This is a genomic window from Hwanghaeella sp. (genome assembly GCF_965227365.1).
Lineage (GTDB): Bacteria > Pseudomonadota > Alphaproteobacteria > UBA8366 > Aestuariispiraceae > Hwanghaeella.
In genome coordinates this window covers 2,729,320-2,754,776 of record NZ_OZ245754.1, presented here as the reverse complement: position 1 = coordinate 2,754,776, position 25,457 = coordinate 2,729,320, and the positions used below count along the sequence as shown (strand labels likewise).

At 61.3% G+C, this 25,457-nt stretch carries 27 protein-coding genes; 13 read left to right on the top strand and 14 right to left on the bottom strand.

The window, feature by feature from the left end; genetic code table 11:
* Positions 1 to 69 precede the first annotated feature (69 nt).
* On the top strand, positions 70 to 2,115 hold the full coding sequence (locus tag ACQK2G_RS12535; protein WP_425405370.1) for a 4Fe-4S dicluster domain-containing protein: 2,046 nt from the start codon (positions 70 to 72) through the stop codon (positions 2,113 to 2,115).
* Between the two features lie 36 nt (positions 2,116 to 2,151).
* On the opposite strand, the gene ACQK2G_RS12530 is transcribed toward ACQK2G_RS12535, so the two are convergent.
* The 4 genes from ACQK2G_RS12530 to ACQK2G_RS12515 all read right to left on the bottom strand — a co-directional run bounded on the left by ACQK2G_RS12530 (position 2,152) and on the right by ACQK2G_RS12515 (position 5,595).
* Positions 2,152 to 2,913 carry an ABC transporter ATP-binding protein gene (locus ACQK2G_RS12530; protein ID WP_425405369.1) on the bottom strand — a complete coding sequence of 254 codons (762 nt, stop codon included), beginning with the start codon at positions 2,911 to 2,913 and terminating at the stop codon, positions 2,152 to 2,154.
* Positions 2,910 to 4,004: a FecCD family ABC transporter permease gene (locus ACQK2G_RS12525; protein ID WP_425405368.1), complete on the bottom strand. Its 1,095-nt coding sequence runs from the start codon at positions 4,002 to 4,004 to the stop codon at positions 2,910 to 2,912. The genes ACQK2G_RS12530 and ACQK2G_RS12525 overlap by 4 nt, the downstream gene beginning before the upstream one ends.
* On the bottom strand, positions 4,004 to 5,107 hold the full coding sequence (locus ACQK2G_RS12520) for an ABC transporter substrate-binding protein (protein WP_425405367.1): 1,104 nt from the start codon (positions 5,105 to 5,107) through the stop codon (positions 4,004 to 4,006). The genes ACQK2G_RS12525 and ACQK2G_RS12520 overlap by 1 nt, the downstream gene beginning before the upstream one ends.
* 86 nt (positions 5,108 to 5,193) lie before the next feature.
* Complete coding sequence (locus tag ACQK2G_RS12515) at positions 5,194 to 5,595, bottom strand: hypothetical protein (protein WP_425405366.1); 402 nt, start codon at positions 5,593 to 5,595, stop codon at positions 5,194 to 5,196.
* A 184-nt stretch (positions 5,596 to 5,779) separates the two neighbouring features.
* On the opposite strand from ACQK2G_RS12515, the gene ACQK2G_RS12510 reads away from it, so the two are divergent.
* The gene (locus tag ACQK2G_RS12510; protein ID WP_425405365.1) at positions 5,780 to 6,442 is read left to right on the top strand and encodes an ureidoglycolate lyase; all 663 of its coding nucleotides are present in this window, start codon (positions 5,780 to 5,782) and stop codon (positions 6,440 to 6,442) included.
* 46 nt (positions 6,443 to 6,488) lie between these two features.
* Entirely contained in the window at positions 6,489 to 6,854 is a 366-nt protein-coding gene (locus ACQK2G_RS12505; RefSeq protein ID WP_425405364.1) for an MmcQ/YjbR family DNA-binding protein, read from the top strand.
* Between the two features lie 32 nt (positions 6,855 to 6,886).
* Here ACQK2G_RS12505 and ACQK2G_RS12500 read toward each other — a convergent pair whose 3' ends face one another.
* Genes ACQK2G_RS12500 through ACQK2G_RS12475 form a run of 6 tightly spaced genes read right to left on the bottom strand, consistent with a single transcriptional unit; the run spans position 6,887 to position 10,723 of the window.
* Positions 6,887 to 7,732, bottom strand: a complete 846-nt coding sequence (locus tag ACQK2G_RS12500; protein ID WP_425405363.1) for an alpha/beta fold hydrolase — start codon at positions 7,730 to 7,732, stop codon at positions 6,887 to 6,889.
* On the bottom strand, positions 7,729 to 8,109 hold the full coding sequence (locus ACQK2G_RS12495; protein WP_425405362.1) for a hypothetical protein: 381 nt from the start codon (positions 8,107 to 8,109) through the stop codon (positions 7,729 to 7,731). Before ACQK2G_RS12495 ends, ACQK2G_RS12500 begins: the two co-directional genes overlap by 4 nt.
* Before the next feature lie 36 nt (positions 8,110 to 8,145).
* Complete coding sequence (locus ACQK2G_RS12490; RefSeq protein ID WP_425405361.1) at positions 8,146 to 8,349, bottom strand: DUF6494 family protein; 204 nt, start codon at positions 8,347 to 8,349, stop codon at positions 8,146 to 8,148.
* Positions 8,350 to 8,381: 32 nt separating this feature from the next.
* Positions 8,382 to 9,395 carry a DUF6352 family protein gene (locus ACQK2G_RS12485; RefSeq protein ID WP_425405360.1) on the bottom strand — a complete coding sequence of 338 codons (1,014 nt, stop codon included), beginning with the start codon at positions 9,393 to 9,395 and terminating at the stop codon, positions 8,382 to 8,384.
* On the bottom strand, positions 9,392 to 9,925 hold the full coding sequence (locus ACQK2G_RS12480) for a DUF6505 family protein (protein WP_425405359.1): 534 nt from the start codon (positions 9,923 to 9,925) through the stop codon (positions 9,392 to 9,394). The genes ACQK2G_RS12485 and ACQK2G_RS12480 overlap by 4 nt, the downstream gene beginning before the upstream one ends.
* Before the next feature lie 9 nt (positions 9,926 to 9,934).
* A complete protein-coding gene (locus tag ACQK2G_RS12475) occupies positions 9,935 to 10,723 on the bottom strand; it encodes a biotin/lipoate--protein ligase family protein (protein WP_425405358.1) in 789 nt (262 codons plus the stop codon).
* Between the two features lie 162 nt (positions 10,724 to 10,885).
* Here ACQK2G_RS12475 and ACQK2G_RS12470 point away from each other — a divergent pair, with 162 nt between their 5' ends.
* Positions 10,886 to 11,812 (top strand): substrate-binding domain-containing protein, encoded by a 927-nt coding sequence (locus ACQK2G_RS12470; protein ID WP_425405357.1) that lies wholly within the window; start codon positions 10,886 to 10,888, stop codon positions 11,810 to 11,812.
* A gap of 52 nt (positions 11,813 to 11,864) precedes the next feature.
* Here ACQK2G_RS12470 and ACQK2G_RS12465 read toward each other — a convergent pair whose 3' ends face one another.
* From ACQK2G_RS12465 to ACQK2G_RS12450, 4 genes are all read right to left on the bottom strand, one after another.
* Entirely contained in the window at positions 11,865 to 12,704 is an 840-nt protein-coding gene (locus tag ACQK2G_RS12465) for an extracellular solute-binding protein (RefSeq protein ID WP_425405356.1), read from the bottom strand.
* 47 nt (positions 12,705 to 12,751) lie between these two features.
* Positions 12,752 to 13,561: an ATP-binding cassette domain-containing protein gene (locus tag ACQK2G_RS12460; RefSeq protein WP_425405355.1), complete on the bottom strand. Its 810-nt coding sequence runs from the start codon at positions 13,559 to 13,561 to the stop codon at positions 12,752 to 12,754.
* Positions 13,554 to 14,261, bottom strand: coding sequence for an ABC transporter permease (locus tag ACQK2G_RS12455; protein ID WP_425405354.1), 708 nt, complete (start codon positions 14,259 to 14,261; stop codon positions 13,554 to 13,556). The genes ACQK2G_RS12460 and ACQK2G_RS12455 overlap by 8 nt, the downstream gene beginning before the upstream one ends.
* Before the next feature lie 251 nt (positions 14,262 to 14,512).
* A complete protein-coding gene (locus ACQK2G_RS12450) occupies positions 14,513 to 15,163 on the bottom strand; it encodes a VPLPA-CTERM sorting domain-containing protein (RefSeq protein WP_425405353.1) in 651 nt (216 codons plus the stop codon).
* Between the two features lie 462 nt (positions 15,164 to 15,625).
* On the opposite strand from ACQK2G_RS12450, the gene ACQK2G_RS12445 reads away from it, so the two are divergent.
* The 9 genes from ACQK2G_RS12445 (at position 15,626) to ACQK2G_RS12405 (ending at position 25,435) form a co-directional block, all read left to right on the top strand.
* On the top strand, positions 15,626 to 16,219 hold the full coding sequence (locus tag ACQK2G_RS12445; protein WP_425405352.1) for a DUF3305 domain-containing protein: 594 nt from the start codon (positions 15,626 to 15,628) through the stop codon (positions 16,217 to 16,219).
* Entirely contained in the window at positions 16,216 to 16,950 is a 735-nt protein-coding gene (locus tag ACQK2G_RS12440) for a DUF3306 domain-containing protein (protein ID WP_425405351.1), read from the top strand. The genes ACQK2G_RS12445 and ACQK2G_RS12440 overlap by 4 nt, the downstream gene beginning before the upstream one ends.
* A 201-nt stretch (positions 16,951 to 17,151) precedes the next feature.
* Positions 17,152 to 17,754: a TorD/DmsD family molecular chaperone gene (locus ACQK2G_RS12435; protein ID WP_425405350.1), complete on the top strand. Its 603-nt coding sequence runs from the start codon at positions 17,152 to 17,154 to the stop codon at positions 17,752 to 17,754.
* Positions 17,755 to 17,857: 103 nt separating this feature from the next.
* Positions 17,858 to 18,052, top strand: a complete 195-nt coding sequence (locus tag ACQK2G_RS12430) for a hypothetical protein (protein WP_425405349.1) — start codon at positions 17,858 to 17,860, stop codon at positions 18,050 to 18,052.
* Between the two features lie 158 nt (positions 18,053 to 18,210).
* A complete protein-coding gene (locus tag ACQK2G_RS12425) occupies positions 18,211 to 21,087 on the top strand; it encodes a formate dehydrogenase subunit alpha (RefSeq protein ID WP_425405348.1) in 2,877 nt (958 codons plus the stop codon).
* Positions 21,088 to 21,099: 12 nt separating this feature from the next.
* Positions 21,100 to 21,696 carry a formate dehydrogenase FDH3 subunit beta gene (fdh3B, locus tag ACQK2G_RS12420; RefSeq protein WP_425405347.1) on the top strand — a complete coding sequence of 199 codons (597 nt, stop codon included), beginning with the start codon at positions 21,100 to 21,102 and terminating at the stop codon, positions 21,694 to 21,696.
* A gap of 198 nt (positions 21,697 to 21,894) precedes the next feature.
* Complete coding sequence (locus ACQK2G_RS12415; protein WP_425405346.1) at positions 21,895 to 23,055, top strand: formate dehydrogenase subunit gamma; 1,161 nt, start codon at positions 21,895 to 21,897, stop codon at positions 23,053 to 23,055.
* 23 nt (positions 23,056 to 23,078) lie between these two features.
* Positions 23,079 to 24,455: a c-type cytochrome gene (locus ACQK2G_RS12410; RefSeq protein WP_425405345.1), complete on the top strand. Its 1,377-nt coding sequence runs from the start codon at positions 23,079 to 23,081 to the stop codon at positions 24,453 to 24,455.
* Positions 24,452 to 25,435 (top strand): S1C family serine protease, encoded by a 984-nt coding sequence (locus tag ACQK2G_RS12405; RefSeq protein WP_425405344.1) that lies wholly within the window; start codon positions 24,452 to 24,454, stop codon positions 25,433 to 25,435. The genes ACQK2G_RS12410 and ACQK2G_RS12405 overlap by 4 nt, the downstream gene beginning before the upstream one ends.
* The last annotated feature ends 22 nt before the right edge of the window (positions 25,436 to 25,457 follow it).

The following is a 25,457-nucleotide window of genomic DNA, read 5'->3' as shown; positions in this document are numbered from 1 at the left end:
AGACCCGGGCGCGGTACTGTCTTTCAACGATGCGAAAAATTAAAAATCTGTCTTTTAGCGGGTGAGAGTATGAGCGATGCGGGTGTCGCGCCGAAGCGGCAAGAAAAGGTCCTGATCTGCAACTGCGAGGGGACGATGGCCCTGGATCGGGCCGTTCTCGAAGGCGGTTTCGCGGAGGGCTGTGCCAAAGCGGGGTTCACCCAACTGTGTCGCGGCGAACTCGGCCGTTTCATCGACGAGGCTCGGACCGCATCCGGCTTGACGGTTGCCTGCACGCAGGAACAGCAAACCTTTGACGAGGCACTTGTCGAAGCCGAAATCGATCCTCGCCCGTCTTTCGTGAATATCCGGGAACAGGCTGGTTGGTCCGATCAAGGGAAGGACGCGGCGGCAAAGATGCTCGCCCTTCTGAAATCGGCTGATGTCCGCATGCCGGATGTGTCGACCGTCGACATGCTGTCAGGCGGGGTATGCCTGATCTATGGCGGCGGGGACGCCGCCCTGGAAGCCGCATCGCTTCTGAAGGACCGGTTGAACGTCTCATTGCTCTTGACCGATATCGGCGATCTCACGCCGCTGGGTACGATGGATTTGATGATCGCGTCCGGGAAGATCGCCGGTGCAAGCGGCCATTTGGGCGATTTTGAAATCCATGTGAACGGCTATGCGCCGGTTCGCCCATCCTCCCGCGACGGCTTGCAGTTCGATATTAAACGCGACGGCGCCGCGGCTCGTTGCGACCTGATCGTCGATTTGTCGGGCCGCGCGCCGCTGTTTCCGTCGCATGAACGGCGCGACGGCTATTACAAGCTCGATCCGCAGGACAAGCCCGGCCTTTTCAGGAAGCTTTTCGAAATTGCCGATATGGTCGGCGAATTCGAGAAGCCCCGCTATGTCGAGTTCCAGGAAGCATTGTGCGCCCATTCCCGCAGCCGCGTGACCGGGTGCACCCGCTGTCTCGACGTGTGCCCGGCTTCCGCAATCAAGCCGGACGGCGATCACGTCACCATCGATCCTTATCTCTGCGGCGGCTGCGGGGCCTGCAACAGCGTCTGTCCGACCGGGGCGGCGGGATATGCGGCACCGTCTACCGAGGCGCTTCTGCGGCGGGGGCGGGCAATGCTGTCGAGTTTCACGACGGCCGGCGGCAAGGACCCGATTCTATTGATCCACGATCCGCGGCACGGTCCGGCGGCAATAGAAGCCATGGCACGTTATGGCCGGGGGCTTCCCGCCAATGTCCTGCCCTTCGAAGTCAACGAAATCACTCAGGTCGGTCTGGATTTCCTGCTGCCGGCGCTGGCTTATGGGGCGGGGCGTATCGTAATCGTCGGGCCGACGTCCAAGCGGGCCGAAATAGAGGGGCTCGCCGGTCAGATCGCCATGGCGGAAGCCGTTGCGACCGGCCTCGGTTACGACAGCGGTCTTGTATCGCTCGTCCTGGAGGATGATCCCCAACCGGTTGAGGATCTGCTCTATCAGCTTCCGGAAAATGCCGTCGCGAAGCCGGCGGCAGGTTTCAATCCGCAGAAGCAGAAACGCACCAACATCCGGTCCGCGTCCACGCATCTGCATGCCAATGCACCGTCGCCGGTCGATTCCATTCGCCTGCCGGCGGGGGCGCCGTTCGGATCCGTCAATGTCGATACCGAGGGCTGCACGCTTTGCCTGTCCTGCGTCAGTGCCTGTCCGACCGGGGCGTTGACGGACAATCCGGACAAGCCCCAACTCGGTTTCCAGGAAGCAGCCTGTATTCAGTGCGGTTTGTGCAAAAGCACCTGTCCCGAGAAGGTCATCACCTTGGAGCCGCGGTTCAATTTCACTGCCGCGGCGGTCGAACGGCATGTGGTTTACGAGGAAGAGCCTTTCGAATGCGTCTCCTGCGGCAAACCCTTTGCGTCCAAGAGCACGATTGAGAAAATGATGAACACGCTGGCGGAGAAGCACTGGATGTTCCAGGGCGCGGCGGCGGAGCGTTTGAAGATGTGCGAGGACTGCCGCGTCCAGGCCCAGTTCGATCAGAAGGAAGGGCCGTTCAAACTCGGCGAACGGCCGGTTCCCCGGACGACCGAGGACTATCTCCGCGAACGCGAAGAGGAAAACGGAGAAGGGTGAAACATCACGCCCCGATGTCGACCTTTCGTCGGCCCGTCAGGCGCAGGGGCGCAGCGGCGTGATGCTCAGGAACCCTGCCGGCGTGTCCGCGATGGCGGTTTCCACGCCATAGACCGACCGTACCCTGTCCTCCGTCAGGACCTCGCGTGACGTGCCCTCCGCCGCGATGGTGCCGCTGCTCAGGCAAATGATCCGATTAGCGAATTGTGCCGCCAGGGCCAGGTCGTGCATAGCCGCGATTGCGACGATGCCATGTGCGCGGGCGTGATCGCGCACCGCGTTTAGTACGACCAATTGGTGACGAAGATCCAGGGCTGCCGTTGGTTCATCCAACAGTAGGACGCGTGGCGCGCGGAACAGGGATTGGGCGAGGAACACCAATTGCCGTTGGCCGCCGCTTAAGGCGTCGAGCGTTCGGTCCTGCAGATCGTCGATCCCGAAGCGCCGCAACATTCGCGAGGCATCCCGCGACAAAGTTTCGGGAACGGTGAGCCCCAGGGAGCGCAACCGTCCCAGCAGCACCACTTCCAGAACGGTCAGCGACGACGAGGCGCCGGTATCCTGCGGCATGTAGGCGACCGTGTCGCGTCGTTTCCCTATCGGGAGGTCGGCCCCGTGGATCGAAATCCTGCCGGTTGACTGGACCAGTCCCGCCAAGGCCTTCAGTAACGTGGACTTGCCCGTGCCGTTTGGTCCGATCAGGACCGTCAATTCCCCGGACGGAACGCTGGCCGAGGCCCCGGTGATGACCGGGACGGACCCGTATCCGGCTTCAAGATTGTCGATCGTCAGGGTCACCATATCCTCCTGCTTCGGTTGAGGATCAGGGAGTAAAGGAAGGGAACACCGATCACCGCCGTCACGATCCCGATCGGGACCACAGTGCCGGGGGAGATCAGTTTTGAGATGATTGACGCGCCGACCAAGATGACCGCGCCGGTCGCGGCGGCCATCGGCACCAGAATGCGTTGATCCTCACCGACCAGCATGCGTGCGATATGCGGTGCGACAAGACCGACGAACCCGATCGTTCCGACAAAGGAAACGGCTCCGGCCGTAAGCAGCGCCACGACGGCAAACACCTTCATGCGCAAGCGCCGGACATCGACGCCGATAGCGGCTGCCCGGTCATCGCCGAGGCGTAGCGCGGTGAGTTTCCACAGGTCGGGTATCAGGGCCGCGGCGCCGGCCAGAACGATGATGGCGGTGATCGAAACATTCGTCCAATTCGCCTTCAGCATGGATCCGAACAGCCAGAAGACGATTTGTTGCAGAACTTCGGGCGAGGCCAGGTATTGAACCATCGATTGCAGAGACTGGAACAGGAAGAGGGTCGCGATCCCGGCCAGCACCATGACGTCTGCACCCATGCCGCGCAGTTGCGAGAAACCGTATACGGTGACGGCGGCAAGGCCAGCCATCGCGAAGGCGGCGATAGGAATGGTGAGATCCGGCAGCCACGGGATCGCCAGCCCCAGCAGGATTGCGGCGGCAGCCCCGAACCCGGCGGCGGCGGAAAATCCGAGCGTGTAAGGGCTGGCCAACGGATTGCCCAGGATGGTCTGCATATGCGTTCCGGCAATGCCGAGCGCCGCCCCGACCAGTAGGGCCATGCAGGTCATCGGTAGTCGGATGATATGAACGATGGCGGCGACCGTCTGATCGGCTGAACCGGGTTGGAACAGAGCCCCCAGGACTTGCGTCACATCGAGGAAGGCGGGCCCGATCAGTATATCCGCGAAACACGAAACCGCGAGAAGCATGCAGGTGCCGAAGAGCGCGCCCAAACGCCGGGCGATGAGTGCGCGGTATCCGCCTTGCTCTCGTGCCGTCGCGGTTCCGCTGGACGCCCCCGCAGGGGCGTCCTTTTCCGGAAAGGCGGCATCCATCACGGCAGCCGCGTCATGTAAGTGCCGTCCGCTTCGATCGGCAGATAGGTGCTGAAGAAACGTTTCAGCGTCTCCTGCGGGTCGATATCGGCGAAGGCCTCCGGATAGAGGACCTTGGCGATGTATTGCAGATACGCATAGTCGTAGAGGGTCCGCGCACCGCCGTGATAGATGGCATGCACCTCACCCGCCTTGACTGCCGCCATGTTGGCCCAGCCGGCGCGACCCAGATAGGGGCGCATGCGGTCATGGGTGATGGCTGGATCGACCCCCGGCCCTATCAGCACCGCCTTGTCCCGATTGGCCCAGCCGGACCCGGCCAGCAGCACGACATCCGGGTTCTGGCCAAGGACGTATTCAGGGCTCAACACGCCCCATTCGGCGATCTGGCCGCTGGCGATGTTCTGTCCGCCTGCGGCCGCGATCACGCCGCCCCACATCACGTCGCCATAGCTGTTGCCGGGTTCGTCCGCGCCTTTATTGCCGAGTTCCACATAGACCTTCTTCCTAGGGCCCTTGGCGGCGGCCACACGGGCCTTCACCTCGGCGACCGCGTCCGCATATTCGTCCGCCAATCGTCGGGCCCGGTCCTCGGCGCCCATCACCGTGCCGATCACCAGGGTGGAGGCGACATGTCTCTCGACCGTCTGGGCGTTGTAATCGACGACCACGACCGGGATGCCGGCCGCTTCCATCTTGGCGACCGCGTCGCCCATCATGTTGAACTGCCAGGCGGCGACGATAGCGACGTCCGGTTTGGCGGCGATTGCGGCTTCAACGGAGAAACTTCCGCTTTCGACCTCGCCGATGTCGATCAGTTCCTCTATTCGCGGGGTTGTCTTCGAATAGGCTTTCCATTGCAGGTTCCGCCAGCCATGCCAGGTGTCCTTCGAAATGGCGACGACGCGGTCGTAGGCTTTCGGCCCGACGATGGCGAAGAAATCCTCGAAATAGAAACCGAGCAGGACACGTTGCGGGTCGTCCGGTACCACTAAGGTTCTGCCGGCAACGTCGGTGATGGTGGCGGCATGTGCCTTGGTGGCGACGAAAAGGGTCAGGGCGATCGCCGCGGCGGCGATGCCGTGAACAAGTTTGTACGACATGAAAAAGTCCTTCTTGAACAAGCACAGGGTCACCGCCCTCGGTCTGTTTCCGGAAGGGGCGGCGGTTTATTTCTGGTCAGTGCTGTTCAAGCGGGTGGGGCGCGGCAGCTAAAGCCGGTTTGGATGCCATCGCGCTGGACAGCGCGGGCAGCGGCGAGACGATATTTGACTGGTAATGAATACTGGGTCGCTGTGGCGGTGGTGTCCGGAACGGGTGGCGCGGTGATCGATCCGAAGGCCTGGCACCATTCGCAATGCGAGGCATGCGGCTGGCCGCTGCTTCCGTTTGCCCCGGCGTCCAGGGTGACCGTTCCGTCCGGCGAGCAGATCGCAACCTGTTCCAACCCCAGGGCTTTCCAGCCGAGGTCGTCCGGTCCGCCGATTGAGGACACCGGGGCCGCGGCAACGCCGGTCATCGACATCTGGATCAGCAGCCAGAAGACTGCCGGCACCAATGCCAGACTGCGAATTTGCCGAAGCCGTTTCATGGTATTCCGGATGGTCCGATCGCCGGTGGATGAGCTGGTGGGTAAAATGCGTCTAATTCCTATCATTACGCCAGGGTTGGGCCATTTGCCAATGTGACAAATCTGCCCTTTGTCGGTCTGGCAAGGGGCGAAGCGATGTCTTAAATATGCAACAAAACAAGATCGATACGAGATTGCCTCAAGGATGAGCGAAATCCCCCAATACATATTCAAGGCGTCGGATAAACCGTCACTACCGTTGATTCAGGTTCCCCTGGTGGTGGCGACGGAAGAGAGCGTCAAAGGATACGGCGCCCTGGTTGACGATCCCGGATTGTTCGATATCGAAATCACCCGTTGGCCGGCCCAGGGCTGGCGTCCGGTGGATGAGGATAGCGGCGACGAAGGGGGAACGGTAGAAGGGATATTCACCTGTGAATGGGAAGGAGACGTGCTGTTCGGGCGGAACGAAGCCGTGCACGGCTATTACGTTCTGGGTTGGAGCCGCGACCCGCAGGAGGCCTCAGAACATTCGCGCACGGTGCCGCGCGACCAGGTGCTGCTCTGGCACATGAACTACCATCCTGACGGCGGCCAGCTTTTCTATCCGCTGGAAAACAAGCCCTTCGTGGTGCCCGTCGCCCTGCCGGGGGATGATCTTAAGCCGGAGAACGTGATCGCGCTCTGGTGCGACGGCACGCGCGGCCTGTATATCCATCCGAATATCTGGCACGAAGGCATTTTCAGTGCGTCCGCCAGTTTCCGCTTCCTCGACCGGCAGGGTGCCGTGCATGCGCGCGTCAGTTGCAATCTGGGCGAGGAATTCGGTCATTACCTTTCCGTCCCGCTGGTGCGGGAGGAAACTTGAGTTCGGCGACCTCCACCCCAATTCTATGACGGGAAGGGGGACGGCCATGACCTACGAGGAATACAACGCGTTCTGTGGCAGCCTGCCGGCGACGACCTATGTCTGCCAATGGGGCGGGTCGCATGTCTGGAAGGTCGGCGGCAAGGTCTTCGCCATCGGCGGCTGGGACAAGGACGGTAGCGTCGGCATCACCTTCAAGACCTCGGACCTCTCCTACGAAATCCTCCAGGAGATGCCGGGTCTCCGCCCCGCACCCTATCTGGCGTCGCGCGGCATGAAATGGATCCAGCACTACGAAGAACCCGGCCTCGACGACGAAGGCCTGAAACTATACCTCACCGAAAGTCACCGGATTGTGGCGTCGGGCTTGTCGAAGAAGAAACGGAAGGATCTGGGGCTTGTGTTCGAATGAACCGGCACGGCGTCCGGGTCAATTCGAATTTCTCAACCAGCTATCTTTCCTAATACCGGGCGCAGGTACTCCGCAAACCGCTCGTAATTCTCACTCATCGGGAAATGGCCGAGGCCTTCCATCCAGATCGCTTCACAGCCGGGTATGGCGTCGGCGGTGGCCTGCATGTCTTCGGGCCGGCAGGAGAAGTCGTAGACGCCCGCCATCAAGGTCAGCGGGCAGCGCTTTGTGTCGATCCGTTTGATGGTGTCGCGCAGGTCGCCGTCGACCCGGTAGAACCACAGGTCGCCTTTGAAGATGCCGGGACCGCCCTGCATGTAGTGCCACAGGGTCTCGTGCCGGTCAGCCGGCGGGCCGCCTGGGGCGACGAGGCCGGAGATCAGGGCGGCGCAGACCTCACCGCCATGCACGTCCGGGCGGTTCAGCCAGTCGGTATCGTACCAGGGCGCCTGCCAGGCCGCGCCCTGCGCGCCGATCAGCCAGCGGAATCGGTCCGGATGGTCGGCGGCGAGTTGCAGGACGATGCGCCCGCCGATGGAACAGCCCAGCACCACCGGGCGGTCGAGTTCCAGTGCGTCGCAGACCGCCAGGATCTGCCCGACATAATCCGCCGTACTCAGCTTGTATTCCCGGTCCTGATAGCCTTCCGGCGGGCTCGACTTGCCGTGCCAGGGCATGTCGAAGGCGATGACCCGGAAGTTCTTCGTGACATTCTCATCCAGCATCAGCCCGCGATACTGCCGCCCGTCCGCGCCGGCCGTGTGCAGGCAAAGGAGGGGAATGCCCTGGCCCGCTTCCTCGACATAAAGCCGGTGCGGTTCGCCGCCGATGTCCAGACGCAGGTAACGGCCGATGATGGGGTCGAATGCGGCACTCATGACACGGACCCCCTCGGCAGGGCCAGAATGTCCTTCACCAGTTGCAAATGCTGCATCAACGGCAGGAAGTCGCCTTCGATCTTCATCCGCCCATGGCGCTGCATACCCAGAATGTCGGACGCGCTGGGCGGCGGAAGAGGTGACCAATGGTCGATCCAGGCATCGGGTCCGGCACGCAAAGCGACGTCCCAACCGGCCATCGGTCCATCCGCCGTCTGCACTGTCAGCGCGCCGGGTTCAAGTTTCAGGCGCCGTTTGTCCGTCCCGGCCTCAAGCAGCAGGACGAAGCACGCCCGCGCTGAGCGCCGGACAAGAGGCTCAGAGAGAGCGAAGAGCGCCGGCAGACGCTCGAAAACCCTGACGATTTCGTCGGACATGTTTCCCACTCCAAGCCGAATAGGCGCCGGGTCCGGTCACCCGATTTCGATTTCCCCATCGATGGTGACGTCCAGGTCGACGCCGTTTACGGTCAGGCGGACCTGGGCTTTCAGCGGCCCGTTGCCGATTTTGCCGGCATCGCTGGCCGCGCGGACGGCGGTTTCGATTTCCCGCTGCGAGGTCACACCGACCTTCTTCAGGAATTTCCGGATCGACATGTTGAAGGCATCTTCGTTCATCTGTTTTCCTTCCCTTGTTTCAGCGTGTTACGTCAGCCAGCCGTTTTCAGCGGCAGGTTCACCAGCAGGTTCTGCGGCTTCATCTGGACCCGGTTGGTCTCGTCCATGGCGAGGCCGAGATAGACCGGCTTGCCGGCAACGTCGTCCAAGACCAGCGCCTGGTCCTTGATCTCCAGCCGGAACAGGCTGAGCAATCGGGCCATGCGTTCCTCCGGCACGTCCTCGCCATTATACAGCGCGTTCAGGATCCCGGTCGATGTGGTGTCCAGGCCGACATGCCAGCGCCAACGCTCGTCACGGATCGATTGCACCGGGTGGATGCGCGTTTCCAGTCCCAGGAAATGCCCGATCCAGACCTCCATGGCGCGGCATAGCGCATCCAGGCCGGGGCGCGGGAAGGTAATGTCCAACACCGTGTCGAAGCGGTCGGATCGATCCCAATACAGATCGCAGTTTTCCTCGGTCAGAACGTCCAGCGTGACTTCGCGCAGGGCGGTCTGACCTTCCATCAGCAAGCGGCCGAGGTCACCGAATCCGCCGGTCTGGGAATACATCTCGACCGTATCCTCGTCGGCCATCATGATGGCGCCGTCGTCGATGGTCGTGCGCTGCGACCGGAAAAAGAGCTCCCCGGCGCGCGCTTGCAGTGGGTTGGCGACACCGTCCAGAACGTTCCGCGTCAGGGCATGAGCCATCTGGTCGATGAACAGTGGCGGAATGGCGATCCGACCGCCCCGGAAAAGAGCAAGGTAGTAATCCTCCAACGTGCCTGCCGCTTTCAAGTCACGCAGGAAGCCGCTGAGAATGCGGAAATTGTCCGCGGCGTCCTTGTCCTTGAACTCGGCGAGGCGGGCCGCATCCGGTTCCGCCGTCGGGGTCTCCAGCATCGCCGCGTGCAGCGCCCGCTCCGCGTCGCAGGATTCATCCACCGGCGCGACCTCCGGCCGTCGCCAGAAGGCTCGGCAATAGTCGTCGGTAACCGCAAGGCGGCCTTCCGGGGTTCGCTCCAGAATGTGGAAGCCGCTGGTACGCCAAAAATCCATCATGCGTCGTTCCCGTTCTCATCATCCGGCACCAGGGTCCAGATCTTCGTATGGTCCAACTTGTCCGGCCGGGCTGCGGTTCGGAAGCGTTCGATGATCTGGCCGTCCTCGATCTCCCGTTCGACCATCAGCAAGCGGCCGACCGCCTGGCCCTCGCAGAGTTCTTCCGCGAAGGCGATCTCCAGCTCTGCGGCCTGACGGGCCGCTTCCTCGGAGGGCGCCCCATAGGCGTCGATCAGGTGGCGGGCCAATTGCGCCACGGCCTCATCGCGTTCCGCCGGCGTGGCGGTTGAGACGACGGCCAGGGTCGAGCGGCCGAACCCGCCGAGCCCCAGGAAACCCTGACCGAAGGCCAGGCGCTGTTTAGAGGTCATCGCATCCGGATCGGCGCCGGCGAATTCAAACCCGCCGGGGATTGCCCATTCACCGGCCGGGGCAGCGCTTTCGAAGGCATACTCGTCGGACTGATCGAGCCGCATGGTCTTCGGCAGTTTCGTGGAACCTCCGGCGGAGGCGGATTGTGCGTCAGTCATCACTGTCTGTTATTTCTCGTTCCAGCTTGCACCCTGCAGCAGCCACCGCAATGGGGCTCGGCGCTTCTTGCCGTCGCGGCTCACCATCAAGCCGCCGTCCTCGTCCAAGCCCAGCAACCGTCCCTTTATCGAGCCGGCGGGCAGTTTGAAGGCGACTTTTTCCTGGTAACCCTCGGCGCGGCCGTCCCAGGCATTGCGCACCGGATCGAATCCATCGGTTTCCCATTTCGAAACCCAGCTCAGGAAATGCCGCGCGATGCTCTCCACGATCAGGGTCGGGGCGACATCGACGCAGCCTTCGTGCATCAGCGAGGTTCGCTCCACCGGCTTGCCCAAGGCGTCGCTCGTGGGCTCACCCAGCACGTCGATGGTGACCCGCAGGATCATCCAGTCCGGCACGGGATCCGCCTTTGCCGAGTCCGGTCCGATTTCCTCGGGCAGGGTCAGGCGCAAACCGCCGGCCAACGCCCCGTTGATCATGATCCTATCCGGCCAGCCGAAGGTAATGGCGATCTGCGGCGGGATGATCGACCCCAACGCGTCATTGACCGATACCATCATCACATGGACGACCTTCAATGCGTCCATCAAGGGGCGATCTGGGCCAAGGATGAAGGCTGCATCGGCGATATCGGCGCGATCGGCGACCACGACGGTGCCGGTGGCATCTTCCTCCCGGTCCACCGCGGCCAGGGCGAGGTCGAGCGGCGATTCCGTCGGGCCGGCCAGGATCGGCGTAAAAATCGGGGGCAGGGCGGGAACCTGACCCGTGCCCGGCTTGTTCGCGGCGTCCGTCATGGTTGTGGAAGTTCTCCCAATACCGGAGTTCTGAATCCGGCTTCTTGTTGTGCCGTCGAAAATAGCTTTTGTTTCAGAGAAGACAATTCGGTTGGCGACCTGCCTGAAGAATTCACGGAACCGCTAGACATTTGCCGGTGGACGAAGCGGCGGAATGGAAAAATGACGGATTTTGAGGACGGACCGGACACATTGATGACGACCGCGGAGGTCGCCGCCTTGCTGCGCGTGAAGGAACGGAAAATCTACGAACTCGTGTCGGAAGATCAGATCCCGCATACGAAGGTGACGGGGAAGCTTCTTTTTCCGAAGGCGCTGCTGCGGGACTGGATCAAATCCGGAACCTCGACCGCCGGTGCCCGAACCCATGTGGAGCGGCCCCTGGTGGCGGCGGGCAGCCATGATCCTTTGCTGGAATGGGCATTGGCGGAATCCGGCTGTGGCATCGGGCCGATGTTCGACGGTTCGCTGGACGGTTTCGCCCGGTTCCGGCGCGGAGAGGCGCTGTTCGCAGGCATTCATGTGCCGGATCCCACCGGCACCGCGCATAATTTCCATCTGCTGGACGAAGCCCGGGAAGAGGACCCGTCCTTGGTCCTCGTGACCTGGGCGGTTCGCCGGCAAGGTCTGATGTTCCATCCGGATACGGGGCTGCCCGATGGGGACGCCGCCCCATTGGTGCGGCTTGCGGGATCGGGCCTGCGGGTGCAGCGGCGGCAGGGAACCGCGGGCAGCCGGGTCCTTTTGGAAGGATTGCTCGAGCGTCAGGCCGCCGAAAAGGGCGGTGTGGAGGCGGTGAATTGGTCCGCCACGACGGCCCGGACCGAGACCGAGGCTGCCCTGGCCGTGCTGGAAGGGCAGGCGGATGCGGCTTTCGGGATTGAGGCGGTGGCGCGGCGGTTCAAACTGACCTTCGTCCCGGTCGCGACGGAGCGCTACGATATCCTGATCACGCAGGCGGATTTCTTTTCGCCCGCCTTTCAAGCGCTGTTGGTCTTCGCGCGTGACGATGCCTTCGCCGAAAAGGCGGATGGGCTGGGCGGATACGACATTTCGCTTCTGGGCACGACGCCGGTGCGCGGGACATGAAAAACGGGCGCCAGGATGACCCGGCGCCCGCCTTTTCAGAACTGGTCGGGGCTTAGCTGCCTGCCTTGTCCGCGTTCGGGAAGAACAGCTGCTTGCCGTCCACCTTGTATTCGGCAATCGCCTTTTGTCCGGCGGGCGACAGCATCCAGTCGATGAAGGCCTGGCCTTCCTTGACCTTCACATGCGGGTGCTTTTCCGGGTTCACGGCGATGATGCCATACTGGTTGAACATGGCCGCGTCGCCTTCGACGGCGATCTGGTAGTCGCCCTTGTTGCCGAATTTGATCCAGGTTGCCCGATCGGTCATGACATAGGCGCCCATGCCGATCCCTGTATTCAGGGTGGCACCCATGCCCGACCCGGTTTCCCGGTACCAGGCACCGGACGGGTCAATTCCGGCCGATTTCCAAAGGCTGCGTTCCTTCTTATGGGTGCCGGAATCGTCACCGCGGGAGGCGAATGCCGCCGCCGATGAGGCGATTTTCGACAAGGCCGCCTTCACGTCATTCATGCCGGCAACGGCTGCCGGGTCCGATGCCGGGCCGACGATGACGAAGTCGTTGTACATCAGATCCGAGCGCTTCACCCCGAAGCCCTCGGCAACGAACTTCTCTTCCGCGCTCTTGGCATGAACCAGCAATACGTCGCCATCGCCGTTGCGGGCGTTCTTGATCGCCTGGCCGGTGCCGACCGCCACGACGCGGACTTCTATGCCTTTTTCCTTCTCGAAAATCGGCAGCAAATAATCGTAGAGACCGGAATTCAAAGTCGACGTCGTGGACTGGACAATGATGAAGGGCTTTTCCGCGGCATTAGCCTGTCCAAGACCGAGCAACGCGGCGCCGGCCAGGGCGGCCGCAAGGACAGCGCGGCGTGTGAAGGATCCGTTCATATTATTCACTCCCTTGTTTGGACCGGATTGGTTTCCGGTCAAGTTGGTCAGATAACGAGATGCCCGCTGAGATAGGCACGTGCCTCAGTCGATTGCGGGTTCTTGAAGAAAGTGTCGGCCGGGCCCGTTTCCGCGATCCGGCCGTTGGCCATTAAAACCACGTCGTCGGCGATGCGCCGCGCCTGTCCCAGATCATGGGTGACCAGGACGATCTTGGTGCCATTGGCATGGCTGCGCTGGATCAGGGCTTCAATGTCCTGTGTGGCCTGCGGATCGAGGCTGGCTGTCGGCTCGTCCAGCAGCAGCATGTCCGGTTTTCCGGCGAGTGCTCTGACCGTCGCCAGGCGCTGTTGTTCCCCGCCCGAAAGCGATCGGGCCGGTTGATTGCGGCGTTGCTGCAGATTGCCGAGGGTCAAGAGTTCGTCGAGCCTCGCGGACCGCTCGGCCCGAGGGATGTTCATGACCCGAAGGGCATGGGTCAAATTGGCGGCAACCGACCGGCGCAGAAGAACCGGACGCTGGAGGACGATTGAAACCGGCGGCGTGCCGCTGGAACGTCCCTCCCGCGGATCCTTTCGCTTACCCCAGTCCTGTCGCCAGAGGATTTGGCCGCCTGTCGGCTCTATCAACCCCTGCAGCAGCCGCAGCAGCAGGCTCTTCCCGGCGCCATTCGGCCCCATGATCACGGTGCGGCTTCCTGCACTGATTGTCAGGGATATCCCGTGCAGCAGTTCCTTTTCTCCGACGCCGAAACGTACTTCCTCCAGCGAGACCGGCAGCAGCGATGCGCCCGCGGTTCGGGCTGCGCCGGCGACCTTGGCGAAATCCAGCGCGACGCCTGCCGTTCCCTCACACATAGGCCATCCGTTTCGCGCTGCCGCGCAGGCTCATCACGGCGGCGTTTATCAGCAGGGACAGGGTGATCAGCACCAATCCCAGGCCCAGGGCCAGGGCCAGGTTGCCGCGCGAGGTTTCCAGCGCGATGGTGGTCGTCATGACGCGCGTCACGTGATTGATGTTGCCGCCGACGATCAGCACCGCGCCCACTTCCGCCGCGGCGCGCCCGAACCCGGCCAAGGCGGCGGTGATCAGGGAATAACGCGCGTCCCAAAGCAGGCTGGGGACGGCCCGCGCACCGGTGAGGCCCATGCTGCGGAACTGCTCGTCATATTCCTGATACAGGTCCTCTATGACCTGCCGGGTCATGGCGGTCACGATCGGCGTGACCAGAACGGCCTGGGCGATGATCATCGCGGTCGGCGTGTACAGCAGGCCGAGCGGGCCCAGCGGCCCGGATCGCGACAACAGCAGGTAAAGGAACAGCCCCGCCACGACCGGCGGCAATCCCATGAAAGCGTTCACGACAACGACGATCGCGGTCCGGCCGGGAAAACGGGCAACCGCCAGGAAGGCGCCGAAAGGGAATCCGATCAGGCAGCCGATGACGACCGCGCTTAACGTCACGCGCAGGGACAGGGATACGATTTCGGTGAGATCCGAATCGAAGGTCAGCAGCAGCCGTCCAGCTTCCCAAAAGGCGGATTGAAGTTCCTGCACGAAAGCTCCCACTCACTAGCGCGTTCAGTGTCTTTTTGTGTGTTTTTGTGTTGATAACTTCGAACACCTTATTCGACCGACCAAACAGGTCAAGAAGTTCATGCAGGATCCAAACAGCAGTGTTGCGATGGAAGAAGCGCGTTCCGGCTAAGCGTTGGATAGAATGGGGCTGAGACGAAAAACGGCCCCGCAGAACTACGGGGCCGTCTCATTATGTCGTCTCAGGACGACGGGTAGAAGGCTGCTTTCAGTCAGGCGGTGCTGTTGTTTTGGCGGCGAACCAATCCGAATACCGCCAGTGCGGTCAGAAGCAACGGTAGCGCGGCGGGGACGGGCACTTCGCTGACGGGCGGCAGTTCGCTCAATTCCGTTGTCGTGAAACTCACACAGTCGTTGCAGAAGGCGGTGCGACCGTCGCCGTCGTCAAGGGAGAGGGTATTTTCAATGGCAAGGACCGCGCTGGCCCCGCTGTCCTGCAGTGAGATCAGGAAGCCAAAAAAATCGCCGGAAAGAAAATCGACCCGATCAGCATCTATCAGCGAGGTGCTAAGTGTAGCGTCGATGACGACATCGTCCAAACCCCAGGTTTGTGTACCGGTTTGGAGTGAGAATGAATGGGCGAAGCTCGTGAAATTCCCGATGTTGGCAAAGCCTGACGCTGGAATCGTCGCGCTTGTGAAATCGAAAACGGCTTGGCCGGTGAAGACGGGGGTTGTCCCGCCGTCGAAGATGCCGAAAGCATTCTCCGCGGTGGAAGTAGTCTCGAAGTTCACCGTGAAATCGACCTGCAACAATAACGCGGCCGCCGAGTTCGTGGCCGCATAGCCACTGGCCAGTCCGAGGACAACCAACGCGGACGCGGCAATTCGGGTAAGACTTTTCATCATGTGCTCCGTCATCATGTGCTCCGTCTCTTTCGGACGACCCAATCGAGCAGCCGACCGGTTGATAGCCCCGAAGAGGCTGTTCGGATACCAAAACCAAAACAACAACCTAGGGTAAGTTTGGGGGGGCGCAACAAGGGAAGTCGTTGGTTTTGTTGACAGCTGTTGTCTTTGTTGCTGAGCGCGCCGTAATGTAGCCGGACCGCAAAGAGTCGTTGATTGGGGGCGACTGGTGAGAGCTGCAACGTCTTTTCTTTCGCTACGTCCGACGATCACGATATGCGGAAAGTGTTGATTTTTGTCGTTTCCTCCGGCTTCGCCGATCGCCGGAGGCCGAATGAAAAAAATTATTGTACGTCTCGGGTTTGCAGCCCTCGACGCAGCCCGTCCCGGTGATATGTTGATTGGTATGACCACTCGCGAAGAGGTGGGGTGATTAGGGCGCCGAGATGCTTTCGGCGTCGGGTTGGGAGAGTAGATGTGTCCGATCATGTTTCGGAGACAGAAGCAGCATCGATGATCAGGGATGAATTGCCTGTCGGTATCGTCGCCGAGAAACGGCGGATCGATCACCCGTGGCAGGAATTCAAATGGATCCCGGTGGCGGTCGTTCCCGGCGCCGGCAAGCACTCGGGCTGGGTCAAGACGGGTGAGGGGGAAGGCTATGAACAGTTCCTCATCGGGACACTGACGGTCGAGATCTTCCGCAAGGAAACCGAAGCTTACAAAGTCAACCTGTCGAGCAAACGGCCGAGCGTCTACGTCGTTCTTCGAATGGCCGAAGAGATAGAGGATCCCGAGATCCGCGCGGTATTCGCAACCGTCTCGCCCTATGAGGCACAGGATTACCTCGATACCGGAGACGATATCGTCGAACAGGTGCCGATGCCGGATGGTATGGCGGCCTGGCTGCAGAATTTCATCGACCAGCACCATGTTGACGAGCCGTTCAAGAAACGGAAGCGCAAGGATTTTAAGCAGGAGGCGCCCAAATTCGGGAAGGTCCTGCACCCGATCGAGCAACGGTTCTATGGACGTAATCCGCGCGACCTTGTCGAGGAGGGCGGAGAATGAGCGGTTCCGACTCCCGTCTTTCCCGTTGGTCGCGGTTGAAAAGCGAAGCGAGGCAGCAATCGCGTATACGCTTCGCGGTTCCTGATGCGGAAGAGGCGATCGCAACCGTCGAGCAGGCAGAGGTCACGGCCGATGAGCCTGACGGCGTGACCGCCGAGCATCGGGACGAGGACCTTGACCAGCACTCTGGCTTGGAAACATCGACAGACCAGGTTGGTGCGGAGGTCGAGGAAGGGCCTGAACTGCCGGATCTGGAAACCCTGGATTCGACGTCCGACTATACGCCTTTCATGTCCGACAAGGTGTCCGACAGCGTCCGAAATCTGGCGCTGCGCAAACTGTGGCTCTCCGATTCCGTCTTCGCCAATCTGGACGGGCTGATCGATTACGGAGAGGACTTTACGGACGCGGCGACTGTGGTCGAAGGCATGAAATCGGTCTACACGGTCGGTCGCGGCATGGTCGACTATGAGGCTGAGGCAGCGGCTAAACGCGCAGCCGAGGCGGCGGAGGAGGCGGACTCCGCTGCGCTGGAAGAAGGGGTGGAGGGTGAAGCGGAGGCTGTGCCCGATAGCGAGCTTTCGGAAGAAGATAGCGACGGAAATGCGGCTTCGGAGGTTGATGTAGAAGATCAGAAATTCGACCCAACCCATTCTAATAAAGAAGAAAAGAGAGAGTTTATGGGGGGTACGGTTGTTGAGGAACGTCAGCCGACGCCATCCGCCACATAGAGGCTTCTTGCACTTAAGGCGTATAGAATGTCGCAGGGAATTGTGATCGAGTTTTAGTGGACCTTAGAACAGTTCAAGAGTACAGTAAGAAAACACATAATAACGGACGGTCGCTCCGTAACCCGTTTGGACGATGGGCTGTACCACAAGCGATCGCATAAGGTACTGGGTAGGGAAGGATCTTTGGTGCCGGACTCCGCAATGTCTGCAAGTCATGACGTCGCCCCCGAGGACCGCGGGCGGGCCGTCGTTTATTCATTCCTCGCGAAAGCGCTGTATGCGGCTCCGAAGCAGGAGGATGTGGAAACGGCCGCGTACTTCGCCGGTGACGATTCCGAATTGGGTCGGTCTTTCAAGAGTTTCGTGTCTGCTTTTGAGAATGCGGATCAATCTGCTTTTGGGCATGAGTATCACGACCTCTTCATCGGCGTCGGCCGCGGGGAGCTGCTGCCTTTCGCCAGCTACTATTTGACCGGTTTCTTGAATGAGAAGCCGCTCGCGGAACTGCGCGCAGATTTGGACGAACTCGGTTTCGAGCGGGCCATGGGCGTCAGTGAACCGGAAGATCACATCGCCGCTTTGTGTGACGTGATGAGCCATCTCGTCGAAGGGACTGGCGCTGGTGAATTCACCCTATACGAACAGGAACGGTTTTTCGCTGCTCACATGAAACCGTGGGCTGGCAAGTTTTTCGCTGATCTTCAGTCGGCGAAAAAAGCTGATCTGTACCGATCGATCGGGCGGATCGGCGAAGTATTCATGACGATCGAGGAGGAAGGGTTCTCGATGATCGCGCGCGCCTGATGGCGCTATACGATTGTCTCGGGTTCAGTCGTTTCGTTCTGCATGAATTTCACCGCCGGTATTGAGGCAACTCCGCATCGGCATATTCGGGAGACTTTTGAGCATGGCAAAGCAAAGCAAGGAAGAAGTCAGCCGTCGCGCTTTCTTCGGGGCGGCCGGTAAGGGCGCCGCGATTGGATTGGGTGCGGTCGTGGCTGCGGCCAGCGGTGCGCAGGCTGCCGAGGTGGAAACACCCGACGGTCAGCACTATCGCGAGTCCGTCCACGTAAAGACTTACTACAATTCGGCCAAGTTCTGAGGTGTCCCGGCGCGCAGACGGATGCACACCATCCGCGGCGCCGACGATGACCGACGAACCTGGAAAACAGGGATAGCGAAACCCGGCAAGGCACTGAAATATCCTGCAAAATAGCGGGAAAGTTAAGCCGGATCGCTCGATCAGAAGGATAGAAGGGTATGCTTCGCAAAAAGACAAACGGGGTTGCATTCGGCCCCCGGGCGTCGCTAGCCGCAGGCGCAGGCCGCGGCGAAGTCGTCGATAGACGTACATTCCTGACCCGTTCCGGTCTTGTGGCCGGTTCTGCCGCCGTCGCGGCGGCCGCCCCCGCGGGTCTGGTTACCCGCAAGGCGCGCGCGCAATCCGCGGGCGCAAGCCGCACCGTCCAGACCGTCAAGAGCGTCTGCACGCATTGCTCCGTCGGCTGCACGGTCGTCGCGGAAGTGGATAACGGTGTTTGGGTCGGTCAAGAGCCCGGCTTCGACAGTCCGTTCAACCTGGGCGCCCATTGCGCGAAAGGGGCCTCGGTCCGTGAGCACGCGCATGGCGAACGCCGTCTGAAATACCCGACCAAATTGGTCGATGGGAAATGGACGCGCGTTTCCTGGGAAGACGCGATCAACGAGATCGGCGACAAGATGCTGCAGATCCGCGAACAGTCCGGACCGGATTCGGTCTATTGGCTGGGGTCGGCGAAGCATAACAACGAACAGGCCTATCTGTTCCGTAAGTTCTACGCCTTCTGGGGCACCAACAACGGTGACCACCAGGCGCGTATCTGTCACTCGACCACGGTCGCGGGTGTTGCCAACACCTGGGGCTACGGCGCGATGACCAACTCCTACAACGACATCCACAATTCCCGCGCCATTTTCATCATCGGCGGGAACCCGGCGGAAGCCCATCCGGTGTCGTTGCTCCACGTCCTGAAGGCGAAGGAACAGAACAACGCACCGCTGATCGTCTGCGACCCGCGCTTCACGCGCACGGCCGCGCATGCCGATGAATATGTCCGGTTCCGTCCGGGCTCGGACGTCGGGCTGATCTGGGGCATTCTCTGGCACATCTTCGACAATGGCTGGGAAGACAAGGAATTCATCCGCCAGCGCGTCTGGGGCATGGATCAGATCAAGGAAGAAGTTAAGCGTTGGACGCCGGAAGAGACCGAGCGTGTGACGGGTGTTCCCGGCTCGCAGTTGAAGCGTGTCGCGCGCACCATGGCGAACAACCGGCCGGGGACCGTGATCTGGTGCATGGGCGGTACGCAGCACACCAACGGTAACAACAACACCCGCGCCTACTGCATCCTTCAGCTGGCTCTGGGTAACATGGGCGTTTCCGGCGGCGGTACGAACATCTTCCGCGGCCACGACAACGTCCAGGGTGCGACCGACCTTGGTGTGCTCTGCCACACCCTTCCGGGCTATTACGGCCTGACCACGGGGGCGTGGAAGCATTGGTCCCGCGTCTGGGATGTCGATTACGACTACATGCTGGGCCGGTTCCAGTCCAAGGACCTGATGGAAGCCTCCGGTGTTCCGGTTTCGCGCTGGATCGACGGTGTCTTGGAAGCCAAGGAGAACTTCCAGCAGCCCGACAATCTGCGGGCCATGGTCTTCTGGGGCCACGCGCCAAACTCTCAGACCCGTCTGAAGGAAATGAAGACGGCGATGGAGAAGCTGGACCTGCTGGTCGTGGTCGACCCGTATCCGACGGTCAGCGCCGTGCTGCATGACCGGAAGGACGGTGTCTATCTTCTGCCGGCCGCGACACAGTTTGAGACCCGGGGCTCGGTCACCGCGTCCAACCGGTCTCTGCAATGGCGTGATCAAGTCGTCGCACCGCTCTTCGAGTCGCTGCCCGATCACACGATCATGTACAAGTTCGCCAAGAAGTTCGGCTTCGCGGACGAGATGTTCAAGAACATCCCGGTCGAGAATGACGAACCCAGCATCGAAGACACGCTGCGTGAGATCAACAAGGGCATGTGGACCATCGGTTATACCGGCCAGTCGCCGGAACGACTGAAGCTGCACATGGCAAACCAGCACACCTTCGACAAGACGACCCTGCGAGCGCTGGGTGGTCCGGCCGATGGGGACTATTACGGTCTTCCTTGGCCATGCTGGGGAACAGCGGAACTGGGCCATCCCGGAACGCCGAACCTGTACGATCCGTCGAAGCCGGTTGCCGAAGGCGGTCTGACCTTCCGTGCCCGGTTCGGGGTGGAACGCGATGGGCAGAACCTGCTCGCCGAGGGTTCCTACTCCGTCGGTTCGGAAATCAAGGACGGCTATCCCGAATTCACGATGGCGATGCTGACCAAACTCGGCTGGGACAAGGATCTCACGGACGAGGAACGGGCAGCGATCGACGCCGTGGCCGGGGAAAAGACGAACTGGAAGGTCGACCTTTCGGGTGGCATCCAGCGCGTTGCGATCAAGCATGGCTGCGCGCCTTTCGGGAACGCCAAGGCCCGCTGCGTGGTGTGGAACTTCCCGGATCCGGTGCCGACGCACCGCGAGCCGCTCTACACGTCGCGCCGCGATCTGGTCGCCGACTATCCGACCTACGAGGACCGCGTCATGTACCGTCTGCCGACGATGTTCGCATCGATCCAGCAGAAGGACTTCTCGCAGGACTTCCCGATCATCCTCACATCCGGCCGCTTGGTCGAATACGAGGGCGGCGGGGACGAGACCCGCTCCAACCCGTGGCTTGCGGAGTTGCAGCAGGACATGTTTGTCGAGATCAATCCGCGTGACGCCAACAACCTGGGTATCCGTGACAAGGACATGGTCTGGGTCCACGGGCCGGAAGGCGCCAAGGTCAAGGTCATGGCGATGATCACCGAACGGGTCGGCAACGGCGTCGCCTTCATGCCCTTCCACTTCGGTGGGCATTTCGAAGGCGAGGACCTGCGCGGCAAGTACCCGGAAGGGGCGGATCCATATGTCCTTGGGGAATCAACAAACACGGCACAGACATACGGCTATGACTCGGTGACCAATATGCAGGAAACCAAGGCTACGCTGTGCCGGATCGAACGCGCTTGAGGAGACGTTTAAATGGCTAGAATGAAATTCCTCTGCGACGCCGAACGCTGCATCGAATGCAACGCTTGCGTCACCGCGTGTAAGAACGAGCATGAAGTGCCGTGGGGTATCAACCGCCGGCGGGTCGTGACCATCAATGATGGCAAGCCCGGCGAACGGTCGATCTCGGTGGCCTGCATGCATTGCTCGGACGCGCCCTGCATGGCTGTTTGCCCGGTCGATTGTTTCTACCAGACCGACGACGGCGTGGTGCTTCACTCGAAGGACCTCTGCATCGGTTGCGGCTATTGCTTCTACGCGTGCCCGTTCGGCGCGCCGCAATACCCGCAGGCGGGCAACTTCGGAAGCCGCGGCAAGATGGACAAATGTACCTTCTGTGCCGGTGGTCCCGAAGAGGACATGTCGCAATCCGAGTTCCAGAAATACGGCCGCAACCGCCTGGCCGAGGGCAAGCTTCCGCTCTGCGCGGAAATGTGCTCGACCAAGGCTTTGCTTGCCGGTGACGGGGACATCGTTTCCAACATCTACCGCGAACGCGTCGTCGCCCGTGGCTTCGGCAGCGGCGCCTGGGGTTGGGGCACCGCCTATGAACAGAAGGGCGGGTCGTAATCCGGCCTTCGCGGCTGCGTGACAGTTGATGGGGGAGGCGACCGTGCTTGGCAGGGTCGCCTCCCTTATCGCTTGGGCTTTGGAAAGGGATCCGGGGCATAAGTGCCGCCGAAATCCGAATCCTGTATTTTATCCGATAAAACAGACCGGTAGCGAAAAGGCTCAGTCTTCGTGTATGACCGGACTGCGGAGGGAAGAATGGAACGGTCGATGATCGCGATGAAAAGAATAACTGGCCTCTTGGCGCCCCTGGCGCTGGTTGTCGTTTTGCTGATGCACGCCTTGCCCGTTCAGGCGCAGGAGTCATCGTCGGTTCGCCCGCCGGACACGGCGGTCGGCGGTGCCGTCCCCGGCAATACTCTCGGCACCGCAAGTGACGCGGACCAGTGGCGCGCGGTTCAACAGGGTGCCACCGGAACGACGAGTGCCGGTGGTTTCAACGCCAATGTGCTGATCCAGAATCCGGTCCTGACGGCCGGTGAAGCTGCTGGGGCGTATGGCCGAACGGTCAGTTCCGGCATGCGTTGGCTTGAAATCCGGAACGGTCCGCTGCAGCAGTACGGCAGCTACGGCCTGGGTGCCATCATCGTCCTGTTGGTGGTCTTTTTCGCCGTCCGCGGGCGTATCAAGATCGATCACGGTCCTGCCGGAAAGACGATCGAGCGTTTCAAACTGATCGAGCGGATCGGGCACTGGCTGACGGCCGTTTCCTTCGTCCTTCTTGGACTCACCGGCCTCTGGATGCTGTACGGCAAGACCGTGCTGATCCCGGTGATCGGGCATGAGGCCTATGCCGCCATCGCTTATGTGGGCAAGCATATCCACCACTACTTCGGATTTACCTTCATGGTCGGCCTGGTCCTGATCTTCGTGATGTGGGTACGCCACAATATTCCGGACGTGACCGACCTGAAATGGGCCGCTATGGGCGGCGGCGTGCTGGTCAAGGGCGTTCACCCGCCTGCCAAGAAATTCAACGGCGGTCAGAAGATCATCTTCTGGGCGACGATCCTGGGCGGTGTTTCCTTGTCCTTGTCTGGTCTCAGCCTGATGTTCCCCGGTGAACTGCCGGCCATGTTCGCGAAGACCTTTGCGGCGTTGAACATGATCGGTTTCAACTTGCCGACGGAACTGTCACCGGTTCAGGAGCAGCAACTGTCGCAGTTGTGGCACACGATCGTGGCACTGGCGATGATCGTGATCATTATCGCGCATATCTATATCGGCTCCATCGGCATGGAAGGTGCCTTCGATGCAATGGGGACCGGTCAAGTCGATTTGAACTGGGCCAAGGAACACCACAGCCTCTGGGTCGAAGAGGTCGAGCGCAAGCACGCCGGGAAGATGCCAGCGGAATAGACGGTGCCGCCGGCGATCGCATCATGGTTTGTTTGCATCGGAATACAGGGACGGTCGGGGCGCTCTTTTGGGGCGTCCTGGCCGTTTTCTTTTCAAGCTTGTTGCCGGGCGCCGTGCACATCGCCCGCGCGGATCTTGTCGCCCATACGGCTCCCGTCCGGGACATCACTATTTCGAAGGACGGGAAGCGGGCTCTAACCACTGGTTTTGACGATCTCGTCATTCTATGGGACCTCGCGTCGAACGAACCGCGGTTGGAATTTGTCGGGCATGAAGCGGCGGTCAATGCGGCGGTTTTCCTTGATGAGGGCCGGATCGCCTCGGTCGGCGATGATGGTACCCTCCGGCTCTGGGATGCGGAAACGGCGAAGCCTCTCGCCACGATAGAGGCTCATTCGAAAAAGGCTGTCTCGGTGGCCGCGTCGCCGGACGGCCGATTAATCGCGACCGGCGCCTGGGATCGCCTGGCCAAGGTTTGGGACGCGACGACAGGCAAGGAAATCCGCAGCTTCGATGGCCACCGCGCCAGCGTGAATGTTGTCGCCTTTACGGGGGACAGCAAATTCGTTCTTTCCGGTGGCTATGGCGGCCACGTCTGGCTTTGGCCGGTCGATCCAGCGGGCGGAGAGGCCCGTTTGATCGCGTCGACCGGTTTTCCCGTCAACGATATGGCGGTGAGCGGCGACGGTAAGGTGCTGGTGGTCGGCGCGGCGGATGGAAAGGTACGGGCCTTCGATCTGTCGGATGGCTCGGAACGGCATGAGTATTCCGGGCATGAGGGGGCGGTCCTCGCCGTGGCGGTGAACCAAGACGGTTCGCTCATCGCCTCGGGCGCGACGGACGGCTATCTGCTACTTTGGGAAGGCGGAGACAAGCCTAAGGAACGTTTGCCCGTCGAATACTATCGCGCGGTCTGGTCCATTGCTTTCACTCCGGTGGCTGACCAGGTCTATGCCGCCGGCGTGGACAGCGTGGCCAGGGGGTGGTTCGTCGAAACCGGACAACCGATCGGCGGCGAAACGACGCCTTTCCAGCCGATCGAGCGTGTCAGCACCGCAATGAAGGATTCCGACGATATCGTCGAAAGGGGAAGTTTCCATTTCCGGAAATGCGCGGTATGCCACTCGCTTTCCGATGACGGGAAGCATCGCGCCGGTCCGACCCTGGACGGGATCTTCGGTCGAAAGGTCGGCACGCATCCGGGGTATGAGTACTCCGACGCGCTGACGGGGGCGGATATCGTTTGGACACCGGAGACAATTTCCCGTCTGTTCGAGGTCGGTCCGGACGTTATGCTCCCTGGCACCAAGATGCCGCTGCAGAAACTTCCAAAGAAGGAAGACCGGGACGCCCTAGTCGAGTTCCTGAAGGCAAAGACCGGCAACGGACCTGGCCAATGAGGCGTGCCGTCTGCAATGCCGTGACGGTTTGTCTAGTTCTTGCCGTTGTTGGCGTTTGTCCGGCTGTCGCGGAGGACCGTGTCTCGACGGTCGATAATGCCCTTCAATCGGTTGTCAGCGTATTGCCTCTTTGGCCGGGTCTGCCCCAGGGCGGCGGTCCGGATGTTCCCGCCGGCTCGGCGCCTGAAGGGACGGGTGTCGTGCTCGACGCGTCAGGCCATATCGCGACGGCTTTGCATGTGGTCGAGCGGTCTCTGTCGGTTTCGGTCCGGCTGCCGGATGGCAGGATTCTGCCCGCGGCCATCGTGGCGGGCGATCTGGCGACCGACATCGCCGTCCTCCGCGTAGACGCGGTGCTGCCGCCCTTCGAGGCGGGGGCGGATCCCCGGGTCGGTCAATCGGTATGCGCCATCGGCAATGCTTTCGGTTTCGACCTCTCCTTGTCCTGCGGCGTGGTTTCTGCGGTTCGGCGCACCGGAATGGGGTTCAACGCGATTGAGGATTTCGTTCAGACCGACGCGGCTATGAACCCGGGGGCGAGCGGCGGTGCCTTGATCGACGATCAAGGGCGCCTTGTCGGAATGCTGTCGGCCATTATCACGAAGGACTCGGATGCGGATGCCGGGTTCAATCTGGCGGTGTCGCACCAATTGCTGCGGCGTGTCACCACCGATTTGATCGCCGTCGGAAAAGTTGTTCGCAGCGTCAGTGGTGTCGGCTTTGCCGGTTTGACCTTGCAGGATCGCCGTGATGGATCTGGTGTGCTGGTACGGGCCGTCCGGCCCGGTAGCGGGGGAGCCGCTTCGGGCCTTCTTCCCGGCGATGTGATCAGACAGATTGACGGTCGACGAATGGATCGCCCCACGGACGCGATGACGGCGCTGTTCCTGCGACGTCCGGGTGATGGGGCGGAAATGGATTTTCTGCGGGATGGCGTTGAGATGACGACGCGGCTGGTCCTGGACGGGATGCCACAATAAGCAAGGATACGGTGGGGAGAAT